The sequence below is a fragment of the Rothia aeria genome, assembly GCF_016726365.1.
GTDB lineage: Bacteria > Actinomycetota > Actinomycetes > Actinomycetales > Micrococcaceae > Rothia > Rothia aeria.
In genome coordinates this window covers 309651-322504 of record NZ_CP068102.1, presented here as the reverse complement: position 1 = coordinate 322504, position 12854 = coordinate 309651, and the positions used below count along the sequence as shown (strand labels likewise).

The 12854-nt window shown below is 53.9% G+C and carries 8 protein-coding genes and 1 riboswitch; of the genes, 4 read left to right on the top strand and 4 right to left on the bottom strand.

Features of this window, described 5'->3' with window-relative positions; translation table 11 throughout:
• Positions 1-91: 91 nt before the first annotated feature.
• On the top strand, positions 92-817 hold the full coding sequence (locus I6I94_RS01300) for a hypothetical protein (protein ID WP_128088199.1): 726 nt from the start codon (positions 92-94) through the stop codon (positions 815-817).
• Between the two features lie 26 nt (positions 818-843).
• Here the strand turns inward: I6I94_RS01300 and I6I94_RS01295 are convergent, their stop codons facing one another.
• Positions 844-2124: a metallophosphoesterase gene (locus tag I6I94_RS01295; RefSeq protein WP_037234307.1), complete on the bottom strand. Its 1281-nt coding sequence runs from the start codon at positions 2122-2124 to the stop codon at positions 844-846.
• A gap of 158 nt (positions 2125-2282) precedes the next feature.
• Here I6I94_RS01295 and I6I94_RS01290 point away from each other — a divergent pair, with 158 nt between their 5' ends.
• The 3 genes from I6I94_RS01290 (at position 2283) to I6I94_RS01280 (ending at position 7878) form a co-directional block, all read left to right on the top strand.
• A complete protein-coding gene (locus I6I94_RS01290) occupies positions 2283-4139 on the top strand; it encodes an ABC transporter ATP-binding protein (RefSeq protein ID WP_128087731.1) in 1857 nt (618 codons plus the stop codon).
• Positions 4132-5922 carry an ABC transporter ATP-binding protein gene (locus I6I94_RS01285; protein WP_172425666.1) on the top strand — a complete coding sequence of 597 codons (1791 nt, stop codon included), beginning with the start codon at positions 4132-4134 and terminating at the stop codon, positions 5920-5922. The genes I6I94_RS01290 and I6I94_RS01285 overlap by 8 nt, the downstream gene beginning before the upstream one ends.
• Positions 5923-6013: 91 nt before the next feature.
• Positions 6014-6137, top strand: a riboswitch (TPP riboswitch).
• Positions 6138-6234: 97 nt separating this feature from the next.
• The gene (locus I6I94_RS01280) at positions 6235-7878 is read left to right on the top strand and encodes a bifunctional hydroxymethylpyrimidine kinase/phosphomethylpyrimidine kinase (RefSeq protein ID WP_128087732.1); all 1644 of its coding nucleotides are present in this window, start codon (positions 6235-6237) and stop codon (positions 7876-7878) included.
• 122 nt (positions 7879-8000) lie between these two features.
• On the opposite strand, the gene I6I94_RS01275 is transcribed toward I6I94_RS01280, so the two are convergent.
• The 3 genes from I6I94_RS01275 to I6I94_RS01265 form a co-directional block, all read right to left on the bottom strand.
• Positions 8001-11417, bottom strand: coding sequence for a DEAD/DEAH box helicase family protein (locus I6I94_RS01275; RefSeq protein WP_201620788.1), 3417 nt, complete (start codon positions 11415-11417; stop codon positions 8001-8003).
• A 117-nt stretch (positions 11418-11534) separates the two neighbouring features.
• Positions 11535-12098 carry a PIN domain-containing protein gene (locus I6I94_RS01270; RefSeq protein ID WP_128087735.1) on the bottom strand — a complete coding sequence of 188 codons (564 nt, stop codon included), beginning with the start codon at positions 12096-12098 and terminating at the stop codon, positions 11535-11537.
• Between the two features lie 12 nt (positions 12099-12110).
• Entirely contained in the window at positions 12111-12548 is a 438-nt protein-coding gene (locus I6I94_RS01265) for a helix-turn-helix domain-containing protein (RefSeq protein ID WP_128087736.1), read from the bottom strand.
• Positions 12549-12854 lie beyond the last annotated feature (306 nt).

Sequence of the window (12854 nt, the reverse complement as noted above, 5' to 3'; positions counted from 1 at the left end):
ATCTACGCTAGCCGAAATCCGCCGACTGTTAGACTTGCGTATAGCGACGTGTGGTTATTTTCTTTTCCGACAAGGAGCGCACAATATAGTGATGGACATATCCCTGAAGGATACAAAAATAGCAGGATACTGGGCGACCGCAAGGGAAAATACTCTTGATGATTGCGTGTCAGAACTTCACCATTTTATGACCTCACTTGAGGGACTGTACCCGGGTGGACACTGGTGTATTATGCGTGAAGCTCCTCAGCGGTTAGGGGCCAATGTTGAAAATTCTACTCCCGGACTGACCGATCTGCTATTGGGCCAGCTAGAGGGCGCGAAAACTCCAGATGCAGACGCCTCATTTGGGTACTACTTTAACCTGGAATATCTGGGGCCGCTCCCAATAATTGTCCAAGGATGCGTAGGAATACAAACAGACAATAAGAATTATAAAAACTTTGTCCTGATCAAATTTTGGCGAGACCCCGAAGTACCAGAATCTTCACAGGGAGAACTCACTCTTGAATCCGGTCACCAGCTGCTTGAAGCAATTATTCGTTGCTGGTCACCGCACTTAGCGACATGGACAACAACTGCCTGGTTACGTGCTGTACCGAAGAGAGAGGCGTACACACCCTCTCTAGGGTGGAAGACCTATTTCAGTGAACCAGCGGTATGCGAACTAATCAGCGACTTAGGCAAACCCCTGCATCAGGGAATACTCCTTGAAACCGCAACGGATATTCACGACGTAACCCCGGAAAAAATTGCGGCGCTAGCGCAAGAACTCGCTGACCGGGGAGTAGAGGATACGCTGTACCGTGGTGCATAGCAGGATACTGACCCTGGCAGAAGATGCTAGCGGAACGGCTTGACCGTAGAAGTAGAAGGCACACGGATGAGTGTTTCGACTGCGCCATTATTGCTTAGCATAACTGCCGTGAGAAACCCTCCGCGATGCTCCACACCGGACTCCAGGGGACGGATTGCCTCAAAATCTAGGGGTGACATACCCTCCATGCGTTTCTCATGCCGGTGACCGAACCACTGCACAATACCGCGGCGAGCGCAGGCCGTATCCAGTTCGTCTGCGAACACCCGGTAATTCGTTTTGCCGTACAGCGCCCGCTCCGTATTATTCGTACCACGGCACAACACCTCGTCGGCGAGCAGCCCCGTCACATACCGGCCAGGTGCCGCCGTCACCGCATCCAGCACAGCGGGAATAACACCACCGTGGCTCACCCAATGCTCCCGGGCGCCCACGGTAAATGCGAAGAACGGCACCGAACGGTTAATAAGCTCTTCACGCACTGCTCGTTTGGTAATGCCAGCTTCTTCAAGCTGCCGCAGAGTCTCGATCGTGTCATCTGGTTTATCGTAATTAAAAGTACCTAATGAGGCACGCCGCACCGCGATCTCGTGGTTACCCTGTACAATCACCACATTCTTGCGTTCAGGCAGCAGAGTGTTATACACCGTCACCGGGGTGGTGCCCCGGTCGAACAGATCACCCACAAATATCCAGAAATTGTGAGGGCTATCTAACCCTCCCGGAACTTTGGCAATAAGCTCTTGAAGCTCATCACCTGCACCTTGAATATCGCCTACAAGGACAATGCGTTCATACTCTGAAAGGTCGTGCGGCGTTACGGTGAGTATCTGAGCAATGTCGTGCATATTCACCCAGCCACGCATAATCTTACGGTCTGGTTTTTGTTCCCATACACCATCAAAGGCACTATTAGTATCCGTGGGGTTTGGGGAATTTTTATGGTGCGCATCTACTAGATGAACGGTGTAATCGTAGGCCCTAGCCAGTCTGATGACACCTTTAACGTCTTTAGTGGTGAGTGTATCGGGGGAGTCGATAGTTGAGAGCCCCGTCAAATCTCCGCGCAGAAAAATTGTTTCACCCATCGTCATTTTTGATTCAATAGCACCGTAAATAGCCGTCATGGCGAGTTTGCGGGCACGATCGGTCAGCGTGGTTAGCCTGCCCTCGAAAGAAAAACCAACACTTCCATAGAGGGAACGGAAATCTCCCATGTCAATGATGTAAGAGCGCCAATCTAGTATGGGGCTGGGAAAAATACTGTCTATAGCCTGGTGGCCGAAGATAACAAAAAGTCTGCGCATGTTCTAATCCTTTCACGCTGCTGGTAAGTGCAGTATCTGCTGTAAAGCGTAGAAACCCCGTACACTGTAGTGTAATATACAACACATATAGAATAAATATGTTACCATCTGTATTTACTGAATGTATACAGAGGGGACGGCAGATAGCGAATACGATAATGACAGAAACAGCGGAACCAGCAGAACGAAACACCACAGAAAAAACAGTACACACCCACACAGACGCAGAAAACACACCCCAGCATCCCGCAAAAGCCCCCGCCGCAGATGAGCTGAAAAACAGGGTGTCATTACGGGTAACCCCGCCAGGGTACCGCTACCCCTGGCACCGCTGGGTGATTCCCATGGTAGGCGAAACCACGGCGGGTGTGGGCGCCATCCTTATACCCGTTATTGTGGGCGTTTTCATTAACCAGCAGATCGTTGGCAACACCGCAGTCGCATGGCCGCTTTTCTGGGTGGTTGTAGCATCTATCATGGTGATTGCAGCCAACGAGTACTTCGGGTGGGGCGCTTCCCTCAGATTTGGATCGGAACTCGACCGGGACTGGCGCACCTATGTGAATAGTCTGCTGGGGCGTTCCCTCGCGAAAGCAGACCCTGGCGAGATGGTCACCGTTATGACGAAAGACATCCGGCGCGTCACTAACCTCTTTTTCTCCGTGCCGCTCTTCGCCAACGCTATTATTGTTGCCGCAATGGGTGCGGTAATGCTGTGGCTCATTAGTCCGCTCACTGCCATTATTACCTTCGTCGGAACTTTCATCGTGGTTGGTGTGCTCATCCAGTACTCTAAATTCCTGGAGAACAGGGTGGGTGTATACCGCACTAAAGATGGAGAGAACTCATCCCGTGCCTCAGACATCGCCACCGGGTTACGCACTATCACCGGTTTAGGGGCCGAACAACAAATGCGGGCACGCTACCGTGAAGGTGCCAACGCAGTGTTTGACTCCCTCATGGCTTATGAACGTATCCGCCGCTGGATGTTTTTCGTACGTGTACTCCTCACCGGCATAGTCACCCTGCTTGGTGTGGGGTTCGCGCTTACCGGCCATGTTGAAGAAGGACGCTGGGTACCCGACGTGCACGCCGCATCCCTGGTGACTGTTGCCTCCATTATCTCCATGATGGGCGGCCCCATCTGGATCTCCCAAAACTTCATCACAGAATGGCGGTACGCAAAAATTGGTCTGGCAAAAATAGCTCGGCTTGAAGGGTATGCGGGTGTTCGAAAAGGTGTGCTGAAAAAACCGCGCACAGATGCCGAAATGGAGGAACTACAGGCAGAGGCCAACGCCCACGAAAGCACCACCCGTGTGCGGGTGCGAGAAGTATCAGCGCAAGCAGCCAACCAGCACATCATCTACATTAACCCGCGTGCGCACAATATGACCGCCCAAGACTATGCGCAGGCGCTTACCGCAGCACTACGAACCGGCAATAGCGTTGAGACACCCACCCCGCACAACACTCAAACGGAAGAGCGTGTGCTTCTGAGCGAATCAAACCCCATGATCTTCGCCGGAACCCTGCAAGAGCACCTACGACTAGGGACCGTGCCGCCCGACACCGCAGAAGCCGCCCGTGCAAAAGACGAATTTTTGCTCAAGATCACCGATTCCCGGGAAATTGCGCACCGGTTAGGCGGGCTCGACCCCGACGACTACTATGCTGCCCGCATCACCAGTGAAGGGGCTAACCTCTCGGGCGGGCAGCGCCAACGTTTAGCACTAGCCCGCGCTCTCGCCCAAGACGCCCAGATTCTCGTACTCACCGAACCCCTCAACTCAGTTGATGAGCCCAGCCAACGCTACATCTACGACCATTTAGAGCAGCACGTGGGCCAACCGGGGCTGCTCGAAAAAATAGCAAAAATATACATCGTCTCAACCACCGCCGAAGTGGTGCGCCGTATTGAACGCGACGGGTACGTGGTTGTAGAAGACGATGGCACCATCAAACCTTCAAGCACCACCGACAAACCCAAGAAACAGGAGGTGAACCGTGGCTAAACTACCCACCGAACCGCCCGAAGTAGTAGCCCGCATGATGGGCGCATATATTATCCACCACAAGGGCAGGGCAGCTTTCACCTTCTGCATATACCTATTCGCCAGTGTGATGGGCGCGGTCGTGCCCCTGCAGATCGGGGCTGTAGTCGATGAGGTGGTCGCTGGGAAATACACGGAATACCCGTGGAAGCCGCTAATGATTATTTTCGCGGCAACCTTTGCGGAGGCAATACTAATCTGCATCGCCATGTACAGTGCATCCCTGCTAGGTGCGCTCGTCACCCGAGAAGCCAGCATCGACACTATTGACGCCGCCCTTGACCTTGACGCGCGCACCGTCGAAGAATCCGGCAGCGGCGATCTGCTCACCCGTGTAACCGACGATCTCTCCTCGGCCTCCAACGCGGTCAGCTTCGATCTACTCGAAATCCTGTTCGTGGTGCTCTACTTTGTTGTTTCAATGGCCTCACTCGCAACACTGAGCATACCCATGAGCCTTATTTTCCTCCCCATGATTGTGGGGCTCGCGGTGCTCATGCGCCACTACCTGCCGCGTATGGCGCAGAAAAACCAGGTCGTACAAGAAAACACGAGTGAACTCAATAGTGTGCTCACCGAAAACGTGCGCGGTGCCGCCACCATCCGTGAACTCGGGGTGCACTCAAGCCGTGAGAAAGTCTTCGATGACGGGAACAGGCACCGGTTCGAGGCGACCCTCCAAATGCAGCGCCTACGCCAAAGGTTCTACGTACTTGATGCCCTCAACGCCTGGTTTCCCACCATTGTGTGCCTGCTGTGGGGCAGCTTCTGCGTCATGCAAGGCTGGGCCAGTTGGGGTGCGGTGGCCACCGCCTCCATTATGGTGTTTAGCCTGCGCGTTATGGCAGATATTCTGGGGCATCACACCAACAATATTCGTCTGATGCTGGTGAACATGGGGCGCGTCTTCGGCGTGGTCAACCTGGCGAAAGCACAACGCGAAAAACGCACCGCAGAACGCAACGCAGCCCGCGAGAAGCTGCGCTCCAACCCGAATGAGGCGCCCGTCGATACGCACCTTATCGAACGAGCCGAAGCCGCCGGACACTTCTCACACGCCATCGAATGCCGTGGGGTGTCGTACGGGTACTCCTCCCAGGCGCTTGTGCTGGAAAACATTAACGTCACCATCTCACGCGGGGAGTGCCTGGCCTTGGTGGGCCGCTCCGGGTCAGGAAAAACCACCCTGGCACGGCTGATCGGCGGCTCGCTCACCGCACGAGAGGGCACCATCAGGGTGCTCGGCAAGCCCGTAGGGAACGGTGATTTCCCCACTGATGCGCATGTGGATGGCCGTCCCCGTCTGCTTGTATGCACCCAAGAGGCCCACATCTTTTTCGGTACGGTCGCCGATAATTTCACCGCCGTAGCCCCAGAAGCCACCGAGCAGCAGATCGGCCACACCCTAGATGCGGTGGGTGCCCGCTGGTGGCGCACCCTCCCTAAGGGGTTGAACACGCAGATCAGCGGCGGCGATTTTGAGCTGACCCGTGACCAGGTGCAGCAGCTGGCGCTGGCACGCATCGTACTGGCAAACCCGCACGCGGTGATCCTTGATGAATCGACCACGCAGCTTGAGCTGGTAGATGCGACCGAATCTTTACGCGCGGTCTTAGCTGACCGTGCCGTACTGATTATTTCCCATGATGCGCGTATCGCCTCCCTCGCTGACCGTGCTGTGCTGCTGGAGGATGGGAAAAGCACTGCCGAAGGCACCCCAACCGAGATTTTTGAGCTGACCTAGCGGCGCGACCAAACAATAAGGCCCACATATACCCTGCGCCCATATATTACGGTGCACCTGCGGCACCCCAGTAGTGGGTGTGTTAGAGTGAAGAAGCGATATGGGGTGCCCCGAACCCACCGGTATACACGATATGATGCCGTGGCGCGGGCTGAGAAATACCCATTGAACCTGCTCTAGTTAGAACTAGCGAAGGGATATCGAACCATGGCAGAGCAGCCTTAAATCTTATTTCTCAAACACCGAACAACCATTCTTTTATACTGTGGTGCGCCAGCAGCGATGCCGTGCCGCCCCAAGGAGACTATAGCTATGACGCTACTAGACACATCGATACCTCGTGTGCTTTCCATTGCCGGAACCGACCCCACAGGCGGTGCTGGAATCCAGGCTGACCTCAAATCTATTGCCGCAAGCGGCGGTTACGGTATGTGCGCCACAACCGCGCTTGTCGCCCAGAATACACGAGGGGTTCGCAGCATTTTTGCTCCACCTACCAAATTTTTAGAGGAACAGCTCGCGGCAGTTTTCGACGATGTGACTGTGGATGCCGTTAAAATCGGTATGCTCGGCGATGTCGAAACCATCACCACCGTCAAGACCTGGCTTGCAGAGCACCCTGTACCGGTGGTGGTACTTGACCCGGTGATGGTTGCCTCCAGTGGTGACCGCCTGATTAGTCAAGACGCCGAGCAGGCACTGCGTGAATTGGTGGCGCAGGCAGATGTTATCACCCCGAATATCGCCGAACTCGCGGTGCTCTGTGAGAGCAACCCTGCCCAGACTTTGGAGGAGGCTCACAACCAGGCGGCCCAGCTTGCCGGGAGCACTGGCACGATCGTGATTGTTAAGGGCGGCCATTTGACGGGGGAGGACGCCGGAAACTCGGCTGTTTTCCCTGATGGAACTCATACACATGTGGCTGTTGCCCGCATTCAGACGAAGAACACCCACGGCACCGGGTGCTCGCTCTCATCAAGCCTCGCTACCCGCCTTGGACTTGCCCTTGTGAACGGCAATAAAGAACTGAACGCGCGAGTACTCACGAATGCGCTGGCATGGAGCACCCGGTGGCTCAACGAAGCTATTATCGCGGGTGAGGCACTGCACGTGGGCAACGGGCAGGGCCACGGGCCGGTTGATCATCAGGCACGCGCTCGCCGTTTTGAGCGTGCAGCCGATACGAAACCGTGGGAACACTTGTATGCTGCTGAAGAGCTTACAGGTGAGAACCCCAAAAACTTGGTGAAACCCGCGCAGCAGAAATCCCCAGAGCCGATGGTAACTCCGGCGGGCCCGTGGACCGCCGCCCTGTGGGAAGCCACCGGTGATATTTGGCGAGACATTCTCGATTTGCCGTTTATTCACGGGCTGGGCGACGGCACGCTTGACGAGGATTTGTTCGGCTTCTACCTTGACCAGGATGCGCAGTATCTTGCCCAGTATTCTCGCGCCTTAGCTACTCTTTCGGCACGTGCCAGCTCATCGCAGGGGCAGGTACACTGGGCTGCGGGCGCTCAGGCGGCGATTGTTGAGGAATCGCTTTTGCACGATGAATGGTTAGCGGCGCACCCCGCTATTCCTGCGGAGCAGGGCGGTATTCGGCGCGGTGCACCTTCGGCAGTGACAATGGGGTACACGAACTTTTTACGTGCTACTGCCGCTGGCGAGGATTATGTGGTGGGCGCAGCTGCGGCGCTTCCATGCTACTGGCTGTACCTTGAAATCGGTTACCGGCTCTTGGAGAAAACCCACGAGGAACACCCGTATAATGCCTGGATTTCGGTGTATGGCGGCGAAGAGTTCGCTGCGGATGTGCGCCGCTGCGTGGCGGTTGTTGAGGAAGCATTCGAGCAGGCTTCCCCAAACCAGCGTGTTGCCGCTGCCCGAGCGTATATGAGCGCATGTCTGTACGAGCGTGACTTCTTCGACCAGGCACACCGGGCGTTACGGTAATAGCTGAACCCCTGCAATACACCCGAAGAACATAAACATGTTGCCCACCCGGTCTGCAGAATCCGGGTGGGCAACATGTTTATGTGAATAAAACCATGTATTTAAGCGGATTACATGTATTTTTATGTATTTTGAGGTATGCCCTGGTTGAGAGCTTGCACAGTTGCTGCAATATCTCCTAGCCACGTGTAATCTGGCTGGCGGGTATCCACATAGGGTTCCCCGAAGATTGAGGCAGGCTCAACGGTACCATGCTTAACAAGTGCATCTGTCAGCATGGTGACGAGGCGTATTTGTTCTTCTGTTGCATCTTCTTGGATAAAAACTTTGAGGTGTTCTTGAACTGCTTCAAGGCTCATTCCCATTATTGACCGCAGGAATAGCCCAAGGTTCGGGTGGGATTCATGCATCGTAAGAATGTCGGTAACTGTGAACTCACCGGATGCCACGAACGCGGCGTCTAGTTCTTGTTCGTCTTCTTCGGTGAGGGCATATCCGTCCCGAGCTTTTTGCACCACAGCCATGCCCATAAGTGTCCGCATACGGTGAGCTATTTTTGCTTCGAACTCTGTGGGATCCACAGTGCTGGTGGTATTAGTCTGGATCTGGGCTTCTACACTTTCGAACGTGGTGTCAGCAAAATCTGTGTAGAACACTTTTCGCTCGTGCTTGGGCAGCAGGTGAATGATGCCGCGTACGTCTTCACGGATAGCTTCAAGGCGCGCCAGGGACACTTGTTCGTTCCATGCTTCTGAGAGCACATAGTCAAGGTGCGCTTTCTGCTTTTCAATGGCGGGAACCCTGTCAATCAATTCGGTGAGCGCCACCGCAATATCGCGGATACGCTCTAGACGTTTAGCGGCCGCAGCACTATTTCCTTCGACCAGATCTAACTGTAGAGTACGTACCGTGAGGTCGAAAGTGCGTGCTTCAGGGCTACCATCACCAATGTTGCCGCCGAGCTCTGCAAGGGAGAGCATATGTGCCTGACTCTGCGCATCTAGCTTAGTTGACCACACGTTTTCACTACTGAGGGCCTGAACAGCGGTAAGGTGTTTACGAATGAACGGACTTTCAGTATTTAACGAGCAGACAAACCCGCGCAACTGCTGTACCACTGCGGACCGTAGCACCTGGTAGTCGGCTTCTGCCACCTGACTATTCCCGGGGGAGTCGAGAGCGGTTAATAACGCCAGCGTGGTTTCGAGGGTGCGGGCCGCCTGCGATTTTTGGATGGTTCCTTCGGCGGTGGCAAGCTCATTGTTGAAGAACTCAATGTTTCGGCAGCAGTCGAATACCAGGAAGTCTTGCTTATGTGCGCCGGGCCCGAATATATCGGGGCATAGGCGAGTTCCACGCCCGATCATCTGCCAGTATTTGGCGTACGAACGCACTGCTTTGAAGAACACTAGGTTCAATACCTCAGGCACATCGACACCGGTGTCTAGCATGTCTACGCTAATGGCTACCTGTGGCATTTTCTGCGGGTCTGAGAAATCATCAATCAGCGCCTGCGCACGTTCAGTACTGTGCGTGATTACGCGCGCGAATGAGCCTCCGTAGTGTGGGTAGAGTGCATCAAACCGGGCTTTTAGGTATTGGGCGTGGTTCTGGTTGTGAGCAAAAATAATCGTTTTGCCCAGTTTATTACCGTTTTCAACCCTGTGTCCGCGTGTCATGAGCTCGTTAATCACATGGTCTACGGTTTGCTGGTTGAACAGGTAGGTATTAAGTAGCTGGGGTTCAATGTGGGTGGGTTTTTCGTCTGTTTCTTCGTCCCAGTCGATGAGGTCCCATTTTTCTTTTTCCTCATCGGTGAGGGAGTCGTAGCGGATCCCTTCGGTGAGGAACTCGGTGCCTAGGCTAATACCTCGTGGCGGCACCAGGTACCCTTCAGCCACGGCGGTTTCGAGCGGGTAATGGTCGGTTGGTTCGCCTTTATTCAGCTCGAATAGGGCGTAAGTATCCCTGTCTACTTCGTCTTTGGGGGTGGCGGTGAGTCCAACCACGAGTGAGTCGAAGTATTCGAAGATTTGCCGGTATTTGGCGTAGACAGAGCGGTGTGCCTCGTCCACAATAATTAGGTCAAAGAACCCGGGCGAAAATTTACGCTGGTCAATGAGGGACATGATAGTTGGGTAGGTGCACCCATACACGCGCCCACTGGCGTTTTTATCAGTGAGCAGGTTGACCACGCTCAGCTCGGTTTTGAATTGTCCACGGAATGCGTTCACTGCCTGGGTGACTAGGTAAATACGGTCAGCCAGGAATAGCGTATTTTTAACCCACCCGGCGTCTGAGAGCATTTTGACGATTGCCATGGAAGTGCGGGTTTTACCGGTTCCAGTTGCCATAACCAGCAGAGCACGACGGCGGTTTTCTTCATCAAAGGCGTTACCGACAGCTCGAACAGCACGAATCTGGTAGGGGCGGTCAACAAGGGCTTCGCTGATGGGAGCGTTTTTGAGGGACTTGGCGTTGCGGCGCGCGTGCATGCGCTCCAGGTCGTCGCGGGTGGGGAACGCCAGGATAGCACGCGGTGGGTAGCCGGGTTTGCCATTGGGGTTGTGCTCCCATTTGTCCCAGAGGGTGTGGTCTGCGCCGTTGGTGGTGATAATGACGGGGTACACCCCGTACTGAGCGTACAGGCCACGCGCATAGAGTTCGGCCTGGTATTGCCCTTCGCTCGGGTCTCGTTTAGTGCGTTTTGCTTCGATGACTGCCAACGGTTTACCGTCAACACCCCAGAGCACATAGTCTGCGCTTCCTGTCCCGAGTGTGCCGTCTTTGCGGATGGGGATGTCGGGTACGGGTACTTCTCGCAGGTTTTTAGCGGCGATATCCCACCCTGCGGCTTCAAGCTCATAGTCGATGAGTGCGGCGCGGGTTTGTGCCTCGTCGTAGTCACGGATGTCTGTGGAGGCGGTGCCCGTGAAGGTGTGTTTGAGCCGTTCTTCGAGCTGGGCTAGGCGTTCTTGTAGGGCTTTGTTCTCTGCGTCTTTTTGGGCGAGTTGAGCCTGATGGGTTTTGCGGGTTTCTTCAAGTTCTTCAGCGAGCTGGATGAGCTCTTTTGACGTTTTAGGTTTAGGCGCGGTGCCTTGTATGTGCGGCACCTTGGCGAGGTCGAATACGGTGCGGGGGTCAATGTTTATTTCGTGGGGGCAGTGGTAGCGCACCGCCCAGATGAGTAGATGGTGCAGGTCTAGTACGGCTTGGGCGGCGGCCTGTGGAGTGATGCGTTTGCCGTGTGCGGCGTCGTTGCCGATTCGGCGGATTAGGTGCATCTTAGTGGTGAGAGCCGGTACGGTGATGAGACGCAAGAACTCGGGGTTGCGTAATCTTTCGTTGAGGGTTGCATCGACCTTACCGTAGGGTAGTGGGATACTGCGTACCCGGTACAGATAGTCAATGAGCTGTTCTAGCGTGATGCGCGAGTAGATTGCAGCCATAGGCGCATCAATGCGCAGGGCGCTTTCTGCTTTAAGAGCGTTCTGGTGCACCTCTGGGATGCTGACGGTGAGGAAATCAAAGTTGCTCATGGTGTGGCTTTGTTAGGTTGTTGGGCTGAGTTGTCGGTGGCGTGCTTGTCGCTTCTTACGTGTTTGATTGTATAATAGCTGAGCTATCACCGTGCCCGTTATATGGTTATGGAATAACTATTCATAATAGCCTATTTTCCCCATTAGGTTGTGAATATACCGGGAGAAATTGGGGCAACCAGCTCGCTCTAGGTAAATATCGAGGCGATGACTTTTACCCTTTTGGCGCATATAGTCAACTTGGAGTTTAATAATCTCGGTTAGCTGATTCGTGTTTTGAGCATCTGTGGCGACTTCCATGAAGAAGATATCCGGGGTGAGTACCTCGTAATGGCGTGGGGGTGGGAAATCTTTTGTATTGTGTGTAAGCAGCACATCGACCTGTCCATCAACAGCAGCCGCATGTACGTGTAGGTCTCCTACGTCTGGTACACCCGTGTTGTGCCCCTGGAATTCAACAAGTTCATCAATACACATCTTAATTTTAGAGATCCGGTGGTTGACGGTAGCACTACTTGCGGAGGGGTAGCGTTTTCGAAGATGGTATCTTGTCTCGGCTAGGATATCTTCTGTGCATATGAGCGTGAATGAGGTGTCCATATAAGCATGGATAAAGAATAGCCAATCCGTTAGGACTTGGCTGTAGAAGATATTAGCGTCTACGAGTACACGGCGAGTCATAGAACAGCCAGCTTACTCATCATCAATTTCGGGGTGAGCAATTTGGAACTTGAGAAGGTCATGGAGTGCTGCACGCTTCTGAGCGCGCTGTTGCTCACGGAATACTAGTACATCCTCCCGTTTGAACCGGCGATGTGTTCCTGCTTTGTGGGAGGGTAAGCGCCCTTCATCCGCCCATTTAGCCAAGGTAGGGCGTGACAGCCCCAGAAGCTCAGCCGCTTCACTAGTGGTTAGAACGTCGGGGGTAAAGTTCACTGCAATATTCTGGTGGTTTAGTAGTGCAGTGAGCTGAGCACGGATAAAATCAGTAACCTTTTCAGGGGCCTGGACTGTTTGCCCATTTGGCAGAGTTCCTTGCACGGTAAGGCTTTGAACAAACTCTTCTGTGAGATCCGGTGCCTGTTCTATAAGAGGCTCCGCAGCGAAAACTTGAGTGTGCTGCACAGACATAGCCTACCTCCTCATGAAGCCTGCGGGTACTGCCTGCATCCATTCTACCTGTTTTCGTTTGTAAACAAAAACAGGGGTGGTGTGCCTTAATAAATGAGCTGATAAGCCTGTTTTTAGCTACTCAGCTCCAAGTTTTAGATGAATACATCTAAAGTCTCGCTGTATGAGGTGATCGTATGTACTTATTTATTGACGGGGGTATGCCTTCGTCTGAAGATGGCTTGTTCTCTGCTTGCCTTACGGGGCACTATTAGGTATCACAAGTATGCTCGTGAACGATTGCTGAAAACGGGAGGTAGAAAATTT

Bases quoted from the DNA above. Each gene is read 5' to 3' on its own strand.
- I6I94_RS01300 (WP_128088199.1), top strand. From the start codon at position 92: ATGGACATATCCCTGAAGGATACAAAAATAGCAGGATACTGGGCGACC.
- I6I94_RS01295 (WP_037234307.1), bottom strand. From the start codon at position 2,124: ATGCGCAGACTTTTTGTTATCTTCGGCCACCAGGCTATAGACAGTATT.
- I6I94_RS01290 (WP_128087731.1), top strand. From the start codon at position 2,283: ATGACAGAAACAGCGGAACCAGCAGAACGAAACACCACAGAAAAAACA.
- I6I94_RS01280 (WP_128087732.1), top strand. From the start codon at position 6,235: ATGACGCTACTAGACACATCGATACCTCGTGTGCTTTCCATTGCCGGA.
- I6I94_RS01275 (WP_201620788.1), bottom strand. From the start codon at position 11,417: ATGAGCAACTTTGATTTCCTCACCGTCAGCATCCCAGAGGTGCACCAG.
- I6I94_RS01270 (WP_128087735.1), bottom strand. From the start codon at position 12,098: ATGACTCGCCGTGTACTCGTAGACGCTAATATCTTCTACAGCCAAGTC.
- I6I94_RS01265 (WP_128087736.1), bottom strand. From the start codon at position 12,548: ATGTCTGTGCAGCACACTCAAGTTTTCGCTGCGGAGCCTCTTATAGAA.